The organism is Bacillus jepli (genome assembly GCF_047238305.1).
GTDB lineage: Bacteria > Bacillota > Bacilli > Bacillales > Bacillaceae_L > Ferdinandcohnia.
Window position 1 is genome coordinate 2,850,761 of the sequence record NZ_JBDFMO010000001.1, and the last position, 20,388, is coordinate 2,871,148.

17 protein-coding genes are annotated in these 20,388 nt (G+C 38.5%); 10 read left to right on the forward strand and 7 right to left on the reverse strand.

The genetic code is table 11. The annotated features are described in order from the left end of the window. Positions 1-34: 34 nt before the first annotated feature. A complete protein-coding gene (gene prli42, locus ABC371_RS14530) occupies positions 35-127 on the reverse strand; it encodes a stressosome-associated protein Prli42 (protein WP_152983165.1) in 93 nt (30 codons plus the stop codon). A gap of 187 nt (positions 128-314) precedes the next feature. Here prli42 and mce point away from each other — a divergent pair, with 187 nt between their 5' ends. The 5 genes from mce to ABC371_RS14555 all read left to right on the forward strand — a co-directional run bounded on the left by mce (position 315) and on the right by ABC371_RS14555 (position 5,385). After that, the gene (gene mce / locus ABC371_RS14535; RefSeq protein WP_412897436.1) at positions 315-734 is read left to right on the forward strand and encodes a methylmalonyl-CoA epimerase; all 420 of its coding nucleotides are present in this window, start codon (positions 315-317) and stop codon (positions 732-734) included. Then, positions 734-2,284, forward strand: a complete 1,551-nt coding sequence (locus tag ABC371_RS14540) for an acyl-CoA carboxylase subunit beta (protein ID WP_412897437.1) — start codon at positions 734-736, stop codon at positions 2,282-2,284. The genes mce and ABC371_RS14540 overlap by 1 nt, the downstream gene beginning before the upstream one ends. Before the next feature lie 75 nt (positions 2,285-2,359). Further along, the gene (locus tag ABC371_RS14545; protein WP_412897438.1) at positions 2,360-3,478 is read left to right on the forward strand and encodes a tripeptidase T; all 1,119 of its coding nucleotides are present in this window, start codon (positions 2,360-2,362) and stop codon (positions 3,476-3,478) included. A gap of 128 nt (positions 3,479-3,606) precedes the next feature. Beyond that, positions 3,607-4,071 carry a chemotaxis protein CheW gene (locus tag ABC371_RS14550; RefSeq protein WP_412897439.1) on the forward strand — a complete coding sequence of 155 codons (465 nt, stop codon included), beginning with the start codon at positions 3,607-3,609 and terminating at the stop codon, positions 4,069-4,071. A 60-nt stretch (positions 4,072-4,131) separates the two neighbouring features. Then, complete coding sequence (locus ABC371_RS14555) at positions 4,132-5,385, forward strand: DNA polymerase IV (protein WP_412897440.1); 1,254 nt, start codon at positions 4,132-4,134, stop codon at positions 5,383-5,385. A gap of 39 nt (positions 5,386-5,424) precedes the next feature. Here the strand turns inward: ABC371_RS14555 and zwf are convergent, their stop codons facing one another. Further along, a complete protein-coding gene (zwf, locus tag ABC371_RS14560) occupies positions 5,425-6,912 on the reverse strand; it encodes a glucose-6-phosphate dehydrogenase (protein WP_412897441.1) in 1,488 nt (495 codons plus the stop codon). A 246-nt stretch (positions 6,913-7,158) separates the two neighbouring features. Between zwf and rnz the strand changes: the two genes are divergently transcribed. From rnz to ABC371_RS14575, 3 genes are read left to right on the forward strand one after another with little or no spacing between them, the layout of a single operon-like run. Continuing rightward, positions 7,159-8,091, forward strand: a complete 933-nt coding sequence (gene rnz, locus ABC371_RS14565; RefSeq protein WP_412897442.1) for a ribonuclease Z — start codon at positions 7,159-7,161, stop codon at positions 8,089-8,091. 26 nt (positions 8,092-8,117) lie between these two features. Further along, complete coding sequence (nfsA, locus tag ABC371_RS14570; RefSeq protein ID WP_412897443.1) at positions 8,118-8,867, forward strand: oxygen-insensitive NADPH nitroreductase; 750 nt, start codon at positions 8,118-8,120, stop codon at positions 8,865-8,867. 30 nt (positions 8,868-8,897) lie between these two features. Continuing rightward, the gene (locus ABC371_RS14575; protein ID WP_412897444.1) at positions 8,898-12,101 is read left to right on the forward strand and encodes a DEAD/DEAH box helicase; all 3,204 of its coding nucleotides are present in this window, start codon (positions 8,898-8,900) and stop codon (positions 12,099-12,101) included. A 50-nt stretch (positions 12,102-12,151) separates the two neighbouring features. Here ABC371_RS14575 and namA read toward each other — a convergent pair whose 3' ends face one another. From namA to proI, 5 genes are all read right to left on the reverse strand, one after another. Next, entirely contained in the window at positions 12,152-13,171 is a 1,020-nt protein-coding gene (namA, locus tag ABC371_RS14580; protein WP_412897445.1) for an NADPH dehydrogenase NamA, read from the reverse strand. A 123-nt stretch (positions 13,172-13,294) separates the two neighbouring features. Next, entirely contained in the window at positions 13,295-14,107 is an 813-nt protein-coding gene (locus ABC371_RS14585; RefSeq protein WP_412897446.1) for a hypothetical protein, read from the reverse strand. Between the two features lie 56 nt (positions 14,108-14,163). Further along, a complete protein-coding gene (locus tag ABC371_RS14590; protein ID WP_412897447.1) occupies positions 14,164-15,303 on the reverse strand; it encodes a CAP domain-containing protein in 1,140 nt (379 codons plus the stop codon). Between the two features lie 95 nt (positions 15,304-15,398). Next, positions 15,399-16,598, reverse strand: a complete 1,200-nt coding sequence (locus tag ABC371_RS14595) for an MFS transporter (protein WP_412897448.1) — start codon at positions 16,596-16,598, stop codon at positions 15,399-15,401. Between the two features lie 135 nt (positions 16,599-16,733). Continuing rightward, a complete protein-coding gene (proI, locus tag ABC371_RS14600) occupies positions 16,734-17,579 on the reverse strand; it encodes a pyrroline-5-carboxylate reductase ProI (RefSeq protein WP_412897449.1) in 846 nt (281 codons plus the stop codon). 463 nt (positions 17,580-18,042) lie between these two features. Here proI and ABC371_RS14605 point away from each other — a divergent pair, with 463 nt between their 5' ends. Next, positions 18,043-19,008 (forward strand): MBL fold metallo-hydrolase, encoded by a 966-nt coding sequence (locus ABC371_RS14605; RefSeq protein ID WP_412897450.1) that lies wholly within the window; start codon positions 18,043-18,045, stop codon positions 19,006-19,008. A gap of 27 nt (positions 19,009-19,035) precedes the next feature. Continuing rightward, positions 19,036-19,830: an SDR family NAD(P)-dependent oxidoreductase gene (locus ABC371_RS14610; RefSeq protein ID WP_412897451.1), complete on the forward strand. Its 795-nt coding sequence runs from the start codon at positions 19,036-19,038 to the stop codon at positions 19,828-19,830. Positions 19,831-20,388: the final 558 nt, after the last annotated feature.

Sequence of the window (20,388 nt, forward strand, 5' to 3'; positions counted from 1 at the left end):
GTCTACAAACCTCGTATCACTTTACATCTTCGAATTAGAACCACATACCTACGCCTGCTAAAAGAGTAGTAATAACCATTACTGCAATCATTAAATAAACCACAATTTTTTGAGTTTTACGGGACATGTCACATACTCCCTTCTGCTTACATGTTTACTCATATTTTACCGCGAAAATGACAGTTGGACAACCATTAAGTCATCTCCATTAAAACTGAAAATACACAATTTTTGATGAGTTCGTGTTAAAATATACTTATATATCTATGAAGCGCTTACAACGCTGAGCGAGCGCTCGCTTGAGGAGTGAAACTATGATTGAAAAGATTGACCATATTGGAATTGCCGTTTCATCAATTGAAAATTCCCTTCCATTCTACACAAATATTCTCAATCTTAAGTTAGAAGGAATTGAAAAAGTAGAATCAGAGAAAGTTAGAGTTGCCTTCATCAAAATTGGTGAATCAAAACTCGAGTTATTGGAGCCACTTTCACCAGAAAGTCCGATTGCTAAATTTATTGAAAAACGTGGTGAAGGAATACACCATATCGCTTTAGGTGTATCTTCCATTGAAGAGCGTATCCAAGAAATCAAAGAACACGGCATTCGAATGCTTGCAGATGAGCCTAAGATTGGTGCAGGTGGTGCAAAGATTGCTTTCATGCATCCAAAATCTACGGGGAGTATCCTTTATGAACTTTGCGAAAAACTAAGTAAGGGGGAACATAAATAATGGTTGATATCTATGAGAAAATAAACGAACTTTATGATCGTCGTCGTGAGGTAGAGTTAGGCGGTGGTGATGAAAAGATTGATAAACAGCATGAAAAAGGAAAATTAACAGCTAGAGAGCGTATTGACCTATTACTTGATAAAGGAACCTTTGTAGAGCTTAATCCATTTATTGAACATCGTAGTACGGATTTTGGCTTAGCAGATAAAAAGGGACCTGGCGATGGTGTCGTTACTGGATATGGAAAAATCAACGGTAGATCGGTTTACTTATTTTCACAAGATTTTACAATTTTTGGTGGAGCACTTGGCGAAATGCATGCAAAAAAAATTGCGAATGTCATGGACTTAGCAGCTAAAAATGGTGCGCCCTTTATTGGCTTAAATGATTCAGGTGGGGCAAGAATCCAAGAGGGAGTCGTCTCCCTTGATGGTTACGGTCATATTTTTTACCGAAATGCAATTTATTCAGGGGTCATTCCGCAAATCTCTGTGATTATGGGACCATGTGCAGGTGGGGCTGTGTATTCTCCAGCGATTACCGACTTTGTTTTTATGGTGGAAAAGACATCTCAAATGTTTATTACAGGACCGAAAGTCATTGAAACCGTTACTGGTGAAAAAATAAGCTCAGAGGATTTAGGTGGGGCAAACGTACATAATTCAATTAGTGGGAACGCGCATTTTTCAGGGGAGACAGAGGAGGAGGTACTACAACAGGTAAGAGATTTAGTTAGCTATCTACCACAAAATAATGAAGAAAAAACACCCATTCTACCTATAAAAGAAGAGAATGATTATCGACCAGATCTAACAGACATAATTCCATTTGATGCAGTCAGACCATATGATGTTCGCAAAGTGATTGAACAAGTGGTGGATGAAAAATCATTCATGGAAGTTCATAAAGATTTTGCCAAAAATATCGTTGTTGGTTTTGCAAGGATAAAAGGGGAAGTAGTTGGTCTAGTATGTAACCAGCCGAAATATATGGCTGGTGGGCTTGATATCGATTCTTCTGATAAATCCTCAAGATTCATTCGTTTTTGTGATTCCTTCAATATCCCACTTATTACATTTGAGGATGTAACAGGCTTCTTCCCAGGGGTAAAACAGGAGCATGGAGGTATTATCCGCCATGGTGCAAAGATTTTATACGCATATTCTGAAGCAACAGTACCAAAGCTAACTGTCATTTTGAGAAAAGCATATGGTGGAGCATATGTAGCTTTAAATAGTAAATCAATTGGGGCTGATCTAGTTTTTGCATGGCCAAATGCCGAAATTGCGGTAATGGGTCCACAAGGTGCAGCCAATATTATTTTTGCTCGTGAGATTAGTGAAAGTGATGATCCGGAAAAAACACGTGCCATGAAGATTGAAGAATATCGCGAAAAGTTTGCCAACCCATATGTTGCGGCTAGCCAAGGAATGGTTGATGACGTTATTGATCCTCGGGAAACACGAATTAAAATCGTTCAGGCATTAGAAATGCTTCGAAATAAAAAAGAAACTCGCCCAGATAAAAAGCATGGAAATATTCCATTGTAGGCATACGTATTTGATTTTTGAAGATAATGTGGTAGGCTAATTTCATTAACCTATACATCTTGGAGGTACATAATTATGATTAATCAGGATAGACTTGTCAATGAATTTTTAGAGTTAGTACAAGTAGACTCAGAAACAAAATTTGAAACAGAAATTGCCAAGGTTTTAAAAGGAAAATTCACAGCATTGGGTGTGCATGTTGTTGAGGATGACACAACTAGTCAAACTGGACATGGTGCAGGGAATTTAATTTGTACCCTTGAAGGAACAAAAAATGATGTGGATACAATTTATTTTACATCTCACATGGATACAGTTGTCCCTGGTAAAGGCATAAAGCCTTCTATCAAGGATGGATATATTGTCTCAGATGGAACAACCATTTTAGGTGCAGATGATAAAGCAGGCTTAGCTGCAATGTTTGAAGCGATTCGAGTTCTGAAGGAAAATCAAATTCCACATGGTAAAATTGAATTTATTATTACAGCTGGTGAAGAATCAGGTCTTATGGGCGCTAAAGCGTTGGACCGCTCGATGATTACAGCAAAATATGGCTATGCGCTTGATAGTGATGGCAAGGTTGGAAACATTATTGTAGCTGCACCCACACAAGCGAAGGTGAAAGCAACAATTATTGGCAAAACAGCACATGCAGGTGTTGCCCCTGAAAAAGGTGTTTCAGCAATTACAATGGCTGCTAAAGCAATTTCAAGAATGCCTTTAGGTCGAATTGATGAAGAAACAACTGCAAATATCGGACGTTTTGAAGGTGGAACACAGACAAATATCGTATGTGATCATGTTGAAATTTTGGCTGAAGCTCGATCATTAATTACAGAAAAAATGGAAAATCAGGTTCAAAAAATGAAAGAAGCTTTTGAATCTGTTGCTACTGAAATGGGTGGTAGAGCAGAGGTTGAGACTACAGTCATGTATCCAGGTTTTAAATTTGCAGATGGTGACCATGTTGTAGAGGTTGCAAAAAAAGCAGTTGCACGAATTGGACGTCAAAGCGAACTTCAACAAAGTGGTGGAGGAAGTGATGCGAACGTCATCGCAGGACATGGTATTCCTACAGTAAATCTAGCAGTTGGTTATGAAGAAATCCACACAACAAATGAAAAAATGCCAATCGAAGAACTTGTTAAAACAGCTGAACTAATCGTTGCGATTGTTGAAGAGGTTGCAAAATAAAGTTCATACCAAAAAGTGAAATTCTCATTTAGTATGGGAGTTTCTCTTTTTTTGTTTCTTTTCCCAAACGGGTAAAGTATGATAAAAAGAGAATATAGATTGTTGTTACTAGGGCAGAGGTGAAAGTTATGATCGAAGACCAAAAAGTAGTTGTTTTTTCAGCAGAAAATGAGGAATTTGGTGTCCCTGTATTAAACGTGATATCCATTGAAAGGGCACAGCAGCTTAATGCTATACCGCAAATGCCGAACTATATGCTAGGCGTCCTAACCATTCGAGATGAGCTGGTTCCGATTGTGGATACGGGAATTATTTTATTTAATAAATCAATAAATCATACGGATAAAACGAAGATCATTGTCGCCAAAACGGATACACTATCAGTTGGCTTACTCGTCGATGATGCAAAAGAAATTATTGATATCCCTCAGAATCAAGTAAAACCATTGAATGTAACCTATCAGCTCTCCTCATATATTACAGGAGTTGCTACCCTCGAAGGGAGACTGATTACCTTACTAGACCCTCACAAACTTTTTTACGGTCTAGAAGGATTCGAAAGAATTGAGGAACACATTCACAGCCACCATTAGAATAGGTGGCTTTTTTCTATGATAAACTAGTGATAGTGGATGAGTAGGGAAGTGCATAACATGAAAGAAATGTATCCAAAAAACGGAAAGGTTATTTTACATGTGGATATGAATAGTTTCTTTGCGTCGGTTGAAATTGCCTATGACCCTAGCTTACAAGGAAAGCCACTGGCGATTGCAGGTAATCCTGACGAGCGTAAAGGGATTATAGTCACCTGTAGCTATGAGGCACGTGCATTTGGGGTAAAAACGACGATGCCATTGTGGGAGGCGAAACGAAAATGTCCAAACCTCATCGTCCGGAAACCCAATTTTGAACGCTACCGTAGGGCTTCATTAGCGATGTTTGATCTTCTTCGTTCATATACGGGCTTAGTTGAACCTGTTTCCATAGACGAGGGCTATCTTGATATTACAGACTGTTATGAAAAAGGAACTCCGATTGAAATTGCGAATTCTATTCAAGAAACTTTACAAAAGACCCTTCTGCTTCCTTGTAGTATTGGAATTGCGCCTAATAAATTTCTAGCAAAAATGGCCTCAGATATGAAAAAGCCGCTAGGAATTACTGTCCTACGAAAACGAGATGTTCCCACTGTCCTTTGGCCAATGCCAGTTAATGAAATGCATGGAGTGGGATCAAGGACGGCTGAAAAGCTTTCGACTATTAAAATTCAAACAATCGGTGATCTTGCAAAAGGAAATGACATTCAATTAAAGCAATTGTTAGGTATTAATGGGGAAAGACTAAAGCAAAGAGCAAATGGAATGGATAATCGCCCTGTTGATCCTGATGCCTATTCAGAGTTTAAAAGCATCGGGAATTCAACAACATTACCATATGACTCAACAGACGAAGAGGAGCTTCTTGGGGTCATCAAAAGACTTTCAAATTCTGTCGGGGCCCGAATTAGACGAAAGGACATGCTATCAAATAATGTCCAGTTAATGATTCGCTATGGTGATCGAAAAACGGTAACAAGAAGCAGAAAACTTGAGAATCCGATTAATCAAGATAATGAAATTTTTCTGGCTGCTAAGCGCCTTTGGAAAAAACATTGGAACGGGGAACCAATCCGATTATTAGGTGTTACAGCACAGGAATTAGTTGAGAAACATGAGGCATATAAACAGCTTGATCTGTTTTCTTATGAAAAAGAGGCAAAAAAAGAACCATTATTAAAGGTGATTGATAAATTGAAAGGCAAATATGGAAACGAGATTTTAACAAAAGGAATCAAGCTTCCAAAAGATAAAAATCCTCGAAATAATGAACATGGAACAAGCTTCGAAAAGGATTTTTTAAGTGATTAAGAAGACCCCAACTCATTAGAGAAGGGGTCTCTTTTTGTTTTAATCTTCAACTGACCACCAGTGGAATCCGTCTTCTGCCAATAATTCATCGGCTGCTTTTGGACCGTTAGAACCAGAAGGATAGTTCGGGAATTCAGTTGCAATTTGATTTTCCCAAACCTTTGAAATGGAGTCAACGTAACGCCAAGAAAGGGCAACTTCATCCCAGTGAGCAAAGTTTGTTGTATCACCCATCATACAGTCAAAAATAAGCTTTTCGTAAGCCTCAGGTGTATTAATGCCGTCGATACAGTTATTGCAATAATCAAGCTTAACAGGTAATGTCATTGTATTTTGTCCCGGTCTTTTCGCATTTAAATAGAGCGTGATGCCTTCGTCGGGTTGAATATTAATGACAAGCAGGTTAGGATTTTGACGGTCATTTTCTTCTCTATAATATAAATCCATAGGAATGTCCTTAAACTGAACAACAATTTTTGTTGATTTTTCCTTCATTCTTTTTCCTGTACGGATATAGAAGGGGACACCTGCCCATCTGAAATTATCAATTATCAACTTACCGGCAACAAATGTAGCAGTATTTGAATTCGGATCTACTTTTTCCTCCTGGCGATAACCAGGTACATTTTTTCCATTTATAGTGCCAGCATCATATTGCCCTCTAACAAAATACTTTTTAACATCTTCCTCTTCTAATGGTCGAAGGGCGCGTAATACCTTTATTTTTTCACTTCGAATTTCGTCAGTATTTAATTTAATCGGTGGTTCCATAGCTAAAAGTGCCACCATTTGAAGCATATGGTTTTGAACCATATCGCGAAGAGCGCCAGATTTTTCATAATAGCCACCACGATCTTCTACACCAAGTACCTCACTTGATGTGACCTGGATATTAGATATGTAACGATTGTTCCAAAGTGGTTCGAAAATTGCATTTGCAAAACGGATGACTTCAATGTTTTGAACCATTTCCTTACCTAAATAATGGTCAATTCGGTAGATTTCATCCTCTGAAAAGGCATGGCGAAGCTGTTCATTTAGTTGTTTTGCAGAAGGTAGATTATGTCCAAATGGTTTTTCAATGACAAGTCTTGTATAACCTTCTGTTGAGGTTAATCCTTCTGTTTTCAAATTGACCGCAATTGTGCCGAAAAACTCAGGAGCCATGGCTAAATAAAAGATCCTATTTCCACCTGTGTTGTAAGTAGTATCTAATTCTTCAGCAATCACTTTCAATTCTCTATATGAAGCAGTGTCATTCACATTAAATGGATGGTAGTAAAAATGTTTTGAGAATTTTTCAATATCATCTCGTTGCTCCTCAAATTGTCCAGCAACTGAATTTCTTACGTTTTGTTGGAATTCTTCATTTTTTAATGGACGTCTTGCTACACCGATAACTGCAAAATCCTCAGAAAGTTTTCCTTTTGTATAAAGATTATATATAGAAGGATAGAGCTTTCGATTCGCCAAATCACCCGTTGCTCCAAAAATAATCACGATTGATTTTGGTGCTATATTTGTCATAATAATCCCCCAATTTTTCACGCAATTTGTTATCTATTTAATTTATACTTTTTTGTTTAGTAAATCAACTAATTCAAATTATTTTTTTAGGATTCATTTAAAGTATGCCTTAACAGGGAATGGATATTCGGTAGAACGACTTAAAAGGGCATATATAGAGAAGAAAAGGCAGAATATGATATAGTAGGTAATAGGAAAACAGAGGAAAACGCAATAAATATATCGATTAATTGGAGGATTTCTCAAGTGGAAGTCGTATTTTTGGGAACGGGTGCAGGGGTGCCTGCAAAGGAGCGGAATGTCACTTCAATTGCTTTACAATTGCTTGATGAACGGAGGGCCACCTGGTTGTTTGATTGTGGGGAGGCTACGCAGCATCAAATTTTATATACATCCATAAAGCCAGGGAAAATCGAGAAGGTTTTTATCACTCATTTACATGGTGACCATATCTTTGGATTGCCTGGACTGTTAGGAAGCCGCTCCTTTCAGGGAGGAGAGTCTTTATTAACCGTCTATGGTCCAAAGGGGATAAAAGCATTTATTGACACTTCATTAACAGTTAGCACGACTCATATTCGATATCCGCTAGAAGTGGTTGAAATCGAAGAAGGAGTGGTCTTTGAAGATGATCAATTTTGTGTTCTTGCACAAGAGCTAGACCATGGGATTCAATCCTATGGATATCGTATTGTTGAAAAAGACCTGCCTGGAACATTGCTAGTTAACAAGCTATCCAAAGAAGGGATTAAACCTGGTCCTATCTATCAAAAAATTAAAGAAGGACAAACGGTCGTTCTAGAGGATGGGCGTATGATAAATGGTGAAGAATACATTGGTCCGCCTAAACAAGGACGAGTTGTGACCATTTTAGGTGATACTCGTTATGTCCAAGAAAGTATTGAACTAGCAAAAAATGCGGATCTTCTTATTCATGAAGCAACTTTTAGCTCGAATGAAGCGGGTTTAGCTCATGATTATTTTCACTCGACGACTACTCAGGCTGCTGAGGTTGCTAGACAGGCTGGAGTTAAAAATTTGATATTGACACATATTAGTTCAAGATATCAAGGTGAAGATAGTCAGAAACTCCTTGAAGAAGCGCAACAGGTGTTTCAACATACATATATGTCTAAGGATTTTTTTAGGTTTGATATTAAGTCAAGCCACACCGAGTAAGACGACTACGAGGAGGATACATAATCATGAATTCAGTAATTGAAACCATTATGAATCATCGTTCGATTCGTAAATTTGAAGAAAAACTATTAACAGACGAACAAATCCGCACGATTGTTGAATCTGCCCAAGCGGCCTCAACCTCAAGCTTTATTCAGGCTTATTCCATTATCGGAGTTAAGGATCCGAATAAAAAGCAAAGCCTTGCTGAAATTGTTGGTAATCAAGCCTATGTTGCGGAAAATGGACATTTCTTCGTGTTTTGTGGTGATCTTCATCGCCACCAAGTCATCAGCGAAATAGAAGAAAAGGACTTATCGACCTCTTTGGAGAGTACAGAAAAGTTCATGGTTGCAACAATTGATGCTGCTTTAGCCGCACAAAATGCTGTACTCGCAGCAGAATCAATGGGATTAGGTGCTTGCTATATTGGTGGCTTACGTAATAATCTAGAAGAGGTTTGTGAAATTTTAAATATCCCTACATTTGTGATTCCACTTTTCGGAATTGCTGTTGGCTACCCGGCACAAATGCCTGATAAAAAGCCACGACTTCCATACGAGCATATTTATCACGAAGAGGAATACGAGCAAGACAAAGCTATATATAAACAAGAGTTAACAACCTACAATCAAACAATTTCTGATTATTATACACAACGTACAAAAGGGAAGCGCTCAGATACGTGGACGGGTCAGATGGCAAATATGCTTGAAAATCCGAAACGAATGTATATGAAAGACTTTGTAAAAAAACAAGGATTTAATCAACAGTAATCCCTAGCCCAAATTGAAAGGAGCGGAACCATGGATATCAAAATCAATCTTAAAATGATCAAAGAAATGTGTGGTACCGTCTCCTTCAAAAGAGGGGACGCTTTTTATCGAACGAATAAAGTGACATTTACGGAATCCGGACCTGATCAATGCAAAGCCATTGTAAAAGGTGCAGAGGACTTTCATGTTAGCATTGAGAAAACCACAAATGGAAAGCTAAAAGCTACATGCACTTGTCCATCACTTGTGAATTTCGATAAGGATTGCCAGCATATTGCAGCAGTTTTAATCGCGATTCATGAACAGCAAAGTCAGGAACCATTCGAATTCTCAACGATCACAACATCAACAACTGAAAACCTAACAAGTGACTTCATGACGCTTTTTTTAAATCGCCCAACGCCTTCGAGTGGTCACCAGCTTCATTTTGAAAAGAGAGAAATCCTAGATGCTCGCTTCATATTTCAACCTGTCAAAGTTGCAAGTGACCAAATTTTATTTGGCGTGGAGATTGAAATCGATCAGATAAAAATACATGATATTCGTAACTTTCTAGAGGATGTAAAACAGGGAGAGCAAAGTGAAATTTCTTCCCACTTTATCTATGACCCAAACCTCCATTGCTTTTTAGATGAAGCGGATATCCTTCTTCACCAATTAGTGAAAGTAACCGAGGATGAAAAAATTTATCTAGACATGATCACTGGGCATTCAAATTATAAAGGTAGTCCTAAAACGTTGCTAATTCCTCCATCATCCTGGAAAGGGCTCATTCCTTTATTTTCAAAATGTCCATTCGTTTTTCTGGAATACAATGGTCAATTTTATGAAGGGCTACAGATTGTACAGGAGCCACCTCCACTTCGTTTTTCATTTGAGGAAGGGGAAGAGAATGACTATCTCTTAAGGATCCAGGGTTTCAATCGTATGAGTATTTTAAAACCCTACCACACCGTCCTGAGCGATGGACTTCTTTATCAAATCGAAGAAGAAGATTGTGACCGATTATTGGAGCTAAAACAAATGCTTACGAGCCCTGGAGCAAACCATATTCCCATTCAAAAGGAGCAAGCGCAATTTTTTCTTAAGAAAATTGTCCCAAGCCTGAAAAAGATTGGTGTTGTTCATATGTCTCACGCTATATCCAAAGAGATGTTGAAAACACCTCTTGTTGCTAAGCTGTATTTGGATCGGCTGAGACATAAGTTGCTTGCAGGTCTGGAATTTCACTATGAAAATATCATCATCCAACCATTAGAGAATCGTGATCTGCCAACTGGTCCTATGATCATCAGAGATGTGGAAAAAGAGGATGAAATTCTACAAATCATGGATGAGAGTGGTCTTTCGAAAACGGAAGGCGGATATTATATGCATAATGAGGAACTTGAGTATGAGTTTTTATATCATATCATTCCAAGACTCCAGCCACTCTGCCAAATATATGCCACAACAGCGATACGTAATCGCATCATTCCGAAAAATGAACATCCGAAAATAAGGGTGAAGATTAAAAAAGAACGCACAAATTGGCTGGAATTCAAATTTGAGATGAAGGGCATTGCTGACCAGGAAATTCGTGAAATTCTAGTTGCCCTTGAGGAAAAACGAAAGTATTACCGTTTGAAAAATGGGTCACTACTCTCACTTGAAACGAGAGAAATGGAAGAGATACAGCGTTTTTTACATGCCGTTCCAGTCCAGGATGATGATTTTGAATCAACCTTAAATATGCCGATGATTGAGGCTTTGCCTCTTTTAGGGTCAATTGATGACAGTGATATTTTTAGGGTAGAGAAATCATTCCGCCAATTTCTGGACTCTATCCGACATCCGAATGATTTAGCTGTTGAGGTTCCGAAGCCTTTAGAGTCGATTCTACGAGATTATCAGAAGGTGGGCTACAAATGGATGAAGACGTTGGCAAGCTATGGATTTGGTGGAGTCCTTGCCGATGATATGGGACTAGGGAAAACCGTGCAGAGCATTGCTTTTATGGTTTCTGAAGTTGCTAATATCCGAGAAAAGAAGCAGCCTGTACTCATTGTTTGCCCATCCTCTTTAACCTATAATTGGCTTCATGAGTTATTGAAATTTGCTCCTGAACTTCAAGCAGTTGTGATTGACGGAAATAAGGCAGAAAGAAATGAGCTGCAAAAAGAGAGTGAGAGCATGGATGTTCTCATCACATCCTATCCGCTAATACGACGAGATATTAAATGGTATGAATCTCAACACTTTCATACCGTATTCTTTGACGAGGCTCAAGCTTTTAAAAATCCAGTGACCCAAACAGCAAGGGCTGTCAAGCGGATAAAAGCAGAGCATCGTTTTGGATTAACCGGAACCCCGATTGAAAATTCAATCGAGGAGCTCTGGTCCATTTATCATGTTGTCTTTCCGCAACTGTTTAAAGGCTTAAAGGAGTATAGTCATTTGACTAGAAAGGACATATCAAGAAGGGTTCGACCCTTTTTGTTGCGTCGTGTAAAAGAAGATGTACTTTCAGAGCTACCTGAAAAAATTGAACTCATGGAATCATCAGAGTTACTACCTGAACAGAAAAAGCTTTATGCTGCCTATCTAGCAAAGCTCAGACAAGATACATTAAAGCATCTTGATAAGGATACGATTCGAAAAAATCGAATCCGAATTCTTGCAGGGTTAACTCGCTTGAGGCAAATTTGCTGCCACCCAGCTTTATTCGTGGATGGCTATAAGGGAAGTTCTGCAAAATTTGAGCAACTTCTTCAAATCCTTGAGGAATCCAAATTGTCTGGAAGGAGAGTTTTGATTTTCTCTCAGTTTACAAAAATGCTTGAGTTGATTGGAAGGGAACTTACGAATCGGGGCTTTACCTTCTTTTACTTAGACGGACAAACCCCTACAGATGAACGTGTGGAATTATGCCAGCGTTATAATGCGGGAGAGCGGGAATTGTTTTTAATTTCGTTAAAAGCAGGTGGAACAGGTCTGAACCTGACGGGTGCTGATACGGTTATTTTATATGACCTTTGGTGGAATCCGGCTGTAGAAGAACAAGCTGCAGACCGTGCTCATCGCATTGGTCAAAAAAAGGTTGTCCAAGTGATTAAGCTTTTTGCTCGAGGTACCATTGAAGAGAAAATGAATGAGTTACAAGAAAAGAAGCGAGATCTAATTTCAGACCTGATTGATTCTGAGGAAAATACGAAGCTAACGGAAGAGGATATTCGAGAGCTTCTAATGATTTAAATAAGGCACTTTCCACGTAGGAGAGTGCCATTTATACTATTTACGAAAAATTAAAGCCAACCGCGATCATATTGTTTCGGGCTTTCAATGGATATACCTAATTCTTTTGCAGCAGTTCTTGGCCAGTAGGGATCACGTAATAATTCACGTGCGATAAATATTAAATCTGCACGATTATTTTTTAAAATTTCTTCAGCGTGAACAGCTTTTGTGATTAGACCAACTGCACCGGTAGGGATATCTGCTTCATTTCGAATCTTATCTGCAAAACCGACCTGATACCCAGGGTATACATCAATTTTAGCCGGCACGACAGAACCAGAACTGACATCGATTAAGTCGACCCCTTGGTCTTTCATACGTTTTGCAAAGTCTACATAATCGCTAGGATTCAAGCCGCCATCCGTATAATCATTTGCGGATATACGAACAAATAAGGGGCCATCCCATACTTCCTTAACAGCCTTGATTACCTCTTGTAGGAAACGGTAGCGGTTTTCGCTGCTTCCGCCATATTCATCCACTCGTTTATTGGAAAGTGGCGACAAAAATTCATTAATTAAATAGCCATGTGCTCCGTGAATCTCAATAATATCAAAACCAGCCTCCTTCGCACGTCTTGCTCCATCCTTGAATGCTTCAACTATTTCTTTAATTTCATTAATTGTTAATTCTTTTGGAGTTTTATATCTATCATTAAATGAAATAGCAGAAGGGGCCACAATATCTCCTTCAACAGTTGCCTTTCGACCTGCGTGAGCAATTTGAATAGCTGTCTTTGCGCCATGAACTTTGATCATTTCAACAAGTTTTTTGAAGCCTGGTATATGCTCATCGCTCCATATCCCTAAATCCTGTGCAGAGATTCTTCCTTGTGGTGTAACAGCTGTTGCCTCCACCATGATAAGTCCAACCTGACCAACAGCTCGGCTTACATAATGGGTATAATGCCAATCCTGTAGCATTCCATCCTGATTATGACTGGAATACATACACATTGGTGACATCACAATTCTATTTTTTAAGGTGACATTTTTAATGGTGTAAGGTGAGAATAATGCTGTTTCCATAAAATTACAGCCTCCTATGTATTTCGTTACGCTAAATAGTATATCAAGTTATGGCGTTAAGTTCATCGATTGTGCATAACAATTTAAAGAAGCATCGACCTTTACAATGTCGATGCTTGTTGTTTATTTATATGGTATTTCAGCTAATTTCTTGCCCGTTTCTGTACTAATGAGTGCCACTTTCGTAGGTACATATTTTTGAATTTGTTTATCAAAAATATATGTTGTTTCAAGATACGCAATGACATCATAATGGGCAATACCTGAAACAGCTCGAATTGCCACGATTTCCTGTGGCTTCATTTTTGTTAATTTATCAAAACGGTAGCCAGAAACTGGGTCAACCCATGTTTCGATCGCTTCAAGTCGTTTTTTTAATTCTTCCTTGTCGGGAAAATCTCGGTAGCGATCCTCTGATAACGGAATGATTGCCTCTAAGTCAGTCTGTTTATCAATAAATTCTACTTGGTAATTGCCAGAGTATTTCATCGAAAAACGCTTTTTGGCTTCGTCAAACCAGCCTGACGTATTAGGGTCTTTAAAAATTTCCTCAACTTTTTCGCCTGTATAGCTCAAGACCGTTAACCCGGTAATACCTCCGCTTCCTACAGAATGAAAATAGAGGAGTATATCTTGTTTTCCATTTTGAAGGACGTCAGCAAACTTCATGTCTGCCAATTGGTATAAATCCTGTTTATTATGATAGGTACCTAATTGTTCACCATTGATTTTTAAAGACCACTCATTCGCGAGATTATATTGATTTTTTCTCGCATATAACTCGATAATATCCTTATTACCATCTCCGTCTAAATCAATATATTCCTTTTGGACAATTGTAAAGGGACCATACTCAACATCGGTTTGCTGGGCAAGAGTCACACTATGAAAGCCGATGAGAAGGCCTAATAATAATAAAAATCGTACAAGTTTCACAAAATCACCTCTTTGGTAGGATAACCAAAAATTGAGAGGGATATAGGTGAGACTTCTTATTTTGTATAAAAGTTCTCCGTGTAATAAGGATGAGACTCTGTATTAAAGGCAACTCCAACCCCTAAATACGTATATTCTTTTTTTAATATATTTTCTCGATGTCCCATTGAGTTCATTAAACCTTCATGGGCGAAAATACTGCTGAACTGTCCATACGCAAGATTTTCTCCTGCAATCGTAAATATTATTTCATCCTCAAGCATTCGATCAAAAGGAGATTGATCTTGTAAATTTGTGTGACTAAAATAGTTGTTTTCTGCCATGTCTAAACTATGCTTTCGTGCTGTTTCTTTCACATGTTCATCCCAAGTTAGTACCCCTAACCCGTGATTAACCCTTGATGCATTCGTAAGATCAAATAATTGACATTCAAAGCCTTCCTTTAATTGATCGCTAGCATCTGTATAAAAATCTGCTCTATTTTGTTCGAGTGCTTCTGAAACAATCTGAATCGAAGTCACCGTATTGTTTTCGTGTTTATCATAAAAGAGGGTGACATAGGTGTTATCGATTTGGAAGACGTCATAGTCGCGGTCCTTCTGAAATTCATAATAGACAAATCCTTTTTGGATTCGGGTCATAGGTTCACCAAGTAGATTGAGAGCGTCTTGTTTTGGTGTTCCACGTTTGATTCCTTTCGTTGATGAAATAAGGTCTTGATTTGTGTATAATCCGACAACCTTATCACGAGAGTCATAAGCGACCATCATAAAATTATGGTAGTTTTCATGGTACGTATACCAGTTCGTTCCATATTCATTTAATGATCTCCGTTGCGCGGAACCAAGCTTCTTTTCTACACTCTGTTTACTCTCTCCAAGCTCAATATTGTGTATCGAAAAAGCCTGTTCACTAGGTACATGTAACTCTGGTTTTTCAATTTCATTCTCACCAATAATTGAATTTTCCGGTGCTTTTTCCTCCAATGTTTGCAGTAATGTAGCGATATAATCTATTCCATCATTTAATTTAGTTTTAATCGTTGCGATTTCCTCAGATTCAGAAACGCGGTCGAGTTCAGACGTAATAGTATCGAAAACTGATTGATTATCAGATTTTACAGCGAGTTTATCAAGTACCGTCCAAGCGGCATATAAGAAAAATAAAAAGGATAAAAATAATAGGATTCTCCTCATAACTAACCTCCCATCCCTAAATACATTCTATCCAAATTTCTTCGAAACGATAAGGAATTTTATTGACGAAAAACAAAAAACGGGAGAGGACTCCCTTAAACGGAAGTTGAAGTTGTTGTTTTACCAATCCATACGAAATATAGCAAAATAGAAATAAGAACCGAAAATGCGGAGGCAATGTAGATTGAATGGTAACCTAATAGGTGTGAAAGTTGACCGAACGTAATCGCACCAATTCCAACTCCTAAATCAAACGATGAAAAAAAGGTTGCATTTGCCATTCCTTTGCGATGTGCCGGAGCCGTTTGGACAGCCCATGCTTGTAAGGCTGGTTGTAAGGCACCGAAACCAAGTCCATAAAGAAAGGCAGCAATATAAAGGACAAGACTACTAGGTAACCATGCTAGTAGAAACATAGCTATAACTATCAAAACAGCTCCAGGTGCAAAAATAGCTTGATGACCTTTTAAATCATAAAGGCGACCAGAAAAGGTGCGAGAAATCATTAAAGCGACTGCAAAAATAAGAAAGTACCATTCAATCCCGGGTATTTCCTTTTGTAAAGTATAGATAGGTAAAAAGGCTGCAATACCTCCGAATGTCACAGTTATAAAGAATAATAGAATTGATGGTGGAAGGGCTGTTTTTTCATAAAAGTCCCATTTTCTAGGGTTTTCTTTTACTGGCTCGATTTTTTTGTAGTGGATTCTAGATGAAAGGATGAGTGCCACTAATCCAAGTATGGCACAAATGGAAAAGAGTTTTGTAAAGGATATTGTACCCGCGAGTGCTAGACCTAAAGAAGGCCCAAACGCAAGGGCAATATTGCCGAATAGACCGAAATAGCCCATTCCTTCTCCTCGTCTTTTGGCAGGGATTAAGTCTGTAGCGATTGTTCCTGAGGCTGTTGTTGAAAAGCCCCAACCAATTCCTTGTATGATTCGGAACATGAATAAAAAGAGTAAACTGGAGATGATTCCATAGGAACCAACAGATAATACGAAAATGGAAAGTCCAATTAGAAAAACGAAGCGTCGTCCTCTTTTTTCTAATTGATGGCCGGCGAAAGGTCTGATTAAAAGTGCTGAAAAGGTAAAAATTCCAACGACTAATCCAATCAGCTGGTCATTGCCTCCGAGTTGTTCTACAAAGAGTGGGATGGTCGGTAATGTCATTTGAAAGCCAAGAAAAATAAAAAAGTTTGAAATGCAAATAAGGGTAAAATCGCGGGTCCAAATTTTTTCTTTGGTCATAGGCAATTGTGGTGGTGTTTCTTTCATAAGCGGTGCACTCATAGAATCTCCCCATTATGTAATATTTCGGTTACCTAAATAATTTTACCAAAAATGTCAGTAAAATCCCACCCCTCCTTCACCACTTTTTTGGATTCGGCAGAATTCCACTGACTATGTTTACTTTCATGTTGACGTTTAATTTTCTTTCGAAACGGATTGAAGCATTGCTTCTCCGAGCTCAGCGGAGCGAGTAGTGGCACGTTTAATACATGCCACCATAGCTTGCTGGTAGTTAAATTGCTCCAGCACTTTTATTCCTGCTTCTGTTGTACCGCCTGGACTTGTTACTTCTTTTCGTAAAGTAGCGGGTTGCTTTGTTGAATTTTTAAGCATTTCGGCTGCACCAATGATCGTTTGAAGAATTAATTCTTTGGCAATTCCTTTTTCGAGCCCGATATCATCAGCAGCTTTTTCCATCGCTTCAACTAAATAATATACATACGCAGGACCACTTCCCGATAGACCTGTGACCGCATGAAGATCTTTTTCTGCGACTGTTGTAACAATTCCAATTGTTTCAAACAATTGGCGAGCTATGAGAAGATGATTTTCGTTTGCGTGCATTCCTACTGCTAGGGCAGTAGCTGATTTTCCGATGGTGGCTGATGTGTTTGGCATCGCACGAACTACTGCTACTTCTTTGTTAAGTAAGTCAGTAATGGTTGTTGTTGCTACTCCTGCTAGTACCGAGATGATCAGTTGTTTTTCATTGATATACTCTTTTATGGCTAAAACAGCTTCCGCAACATCCTTTGGTTTTATCGCGAGAATAATGATTCCGGCATTTTCAATCGTTTCTTTTTGGTTCTGACTAATCGTTACTCCATACGTTTTGTTTAGCTCTGCTAATCGTGCATGGTTGGAGCGGTTCATTACAGAAATTTGTCTCGGCAAGAAGAGCTCCTTTTGTAGCATCCCAGAAATCATTGCCTCGGCCATTGAGCCAGCTCCAACAAACACCATATTTTGTTTCATTTCCATAATGATCCCTCCGTTAAATTAAAATAAAAAGACCTATTCCATCCTCGTTAAAGGACGGAATAGGTCAGCTATCCGCGGTACCACCTTACTTAACATATGAAAAAGTAATTTTCCAATGTTCCACTTGAACCCGTATCGTGGGGAACGGTTAGGTTTTCCTAACAGCTCATAGGTAGGTTCAATCAAGAAGCGGGCGATGAGATCTTTCAGCCGGTGGATCTCATTCTCTTTCACCATTACATGATTTACTAGTCCTAATCATTGCTTTACGATTTTATATTAATGGTCATTATGCACTGATTTTAGCGGGATGTCAAGGGCACATTTTTGAAAAAATAAGCCCAATTTTTTTACATAACCGAGAAATTATTCGAATATAATGACAAAATGAGGATGAAAAGGTAAACTTATAATTGGATAAATGTAACTTAAATGATATGGATTTTGTACAAAGGAGATTACTATGAGCAAACTTACGACCACGAAGGATGTTTTTAAAATTACCTTACCCACACCTTTTGCTGTCGGGGATGTGAATGTATATGTTGTTAAAGGAGACGCACTAACATTAATTGATGCGGGTGCAAAAACAGAGGAAGCATGGCAATCCTTTAAGGAGCAACTTGCCCAGCTAGGCTATACACCAGCTGATATTGAAAAAATTGTAATCACCCATCATCACCCAGACCATGTCGGGCTTCTTGATTATTTTAGTAAGGATATTCCTATCATCGGTCATCCGAAAAATCAGCCATGGATTAGTCAGGACCAGCAATTCTTTACACAGAATGAGCCGTTTTATAAAGAGCTTTTTACTCAATTGGGGCTTAATCCCGCATTTATAGCTTTAATCAATATGGATGAAGAATTTGAATATTCTTGCCGTAGATCGTTAACTTCAACAATCGGAGAAGGAGATACACTTGAGGGGTTACCTGGCTTTAAGGTATTGGAGACGCCTGGGCATGCACAGAGTCATATTGTTCTGTATCGGGAAGAGGATGGAATGCTTATTGCAGGAGATACCCTTTTAGCAAAAATCTCGCCAAATCCATTGCTTGAACCACCGCAATTTGGTGAAACATCTAGACCAAGACCATTAATTCAATATAATAATTCTCTAAGAAAACTACTATCGCTCGACATATCCAAGGTCGTAACAGGGCATGGAGACGACATTACGAATGCACATCATTTAATTCAAGAAAGATTCGTCTCACAAAAAGAACGAGCCTATCATGTGCTGAAAATGATCGAGGAAAAGCCGATGACCGCATTTGAAGTATGTACCAGGTTATTCCCAAAAGTCTATTTAAGGCAGCCTCTTTTCACAATTTCTGAAACAGTTGGACAGCTTGACTTCCTTGAGGAATTAGGGGAAATTAAGATAGAAGTAGTGAACGGACAACATATATATCACTCAAATTAACAAATTCCCGAGGTGAAAAAAATTCGTATGAATTCAAGACTTAAAGGAAAGACAATTGTTATAACTGGGGCTTCGAGCGGGATAGGTGAAAAAATTGCTTATCTTGTGGCAGAGCAGGGGGCAACTCCGATTCTATTGGCTCGAAGTTATAGCCAGTTGGAAAAAATCGCACAGAATATTCAAGAAAAATACAATGTCGACTGCTTATTTTATAAGTTAGATGTGCGGGATACTGAAAATGTAAAAGAAGTATTCGAGGACATCCTTCGGAATGTAAAAACGGTTGATGTGCTCGTGAATAACGCAGGGTTTGGCGTGTTTGCTGATGTTGTAGATGCAAAAATAGAGCAAATGAAGGCTATGTTCGAAGTGAATGTTTTCGGGCTTATTTCATGTACAAAAATGGTATTGCCGACAATGATTGAGCAAAACTCAGGTCATATTATTAATATTGCTTCCCAGGCTGGAAAAATTGCGACACCAAAATCAAGTGTATATTCTGCGTCAAAACATGCGGTTCTTGGTTTTACAAATAGTTTACGGATGGAGCTATCGAGTACAAATATTCATGTAACAGCCGTAAATCCAGGACCCATTCGAACACGTTTTTTCGATATTGCAGATGAGTCTGGGACCTATGCGAAAAATGTAAATCGTTTTATGCTGGATCCGGATGTAGTAGCGTCTAAAATTGTAAATGCCATGTTAACTCCAAAACGCGAAATTAACCTGCCGGGCTGGATGAATGCAGGTAGTGTTTTTTATACCCTTTTTCCTCGACTTGTTGAAAAAGTGGGCGGGAAGGCGTTTTTTAAGAAATAGGTTTCAACATACTCCTTTTTATAAGGGGTATTTTTTGTTTGATTTGAGAAATCGCAGGTATTTTTTAAGTCAAGCACCTGCAAACGACATTACCGGTATATCACGGAGGTGTAAAACGGTAAATGGTATACCGCAAACGGTGTTACCGGTATATCGAGGAGTTGCAAAACGATAAATGATATACCGCAAACAGTGTTACCGGTATATCGAGGAGTTACAAAACGAAAAATGGTATATCGCAAACGGTGTTACCAGTATATCGAGGAGTTGTAAAACGATAAATGATATACCGCAAACGGTGTTACCAGTATATCGAGGAGTTGCAAAACGATAAATGATATACCGCAAACGGTGTTACCGGTATATCGAGAAGTTGCAAAACGATAAATGATATACCGCAAACGAAAGAGTGTCCCTTTTAAATGTCATCTTCATCCGTGTTTATAAAATATAATTTTTCCTGTTATAAGGCAATATTTTATAGACTAACAGGTAAATAAACTTCCATAGATAGAAGGCTTAATTTCTGAGTATTATTACTTGACGTATAAATTAGAT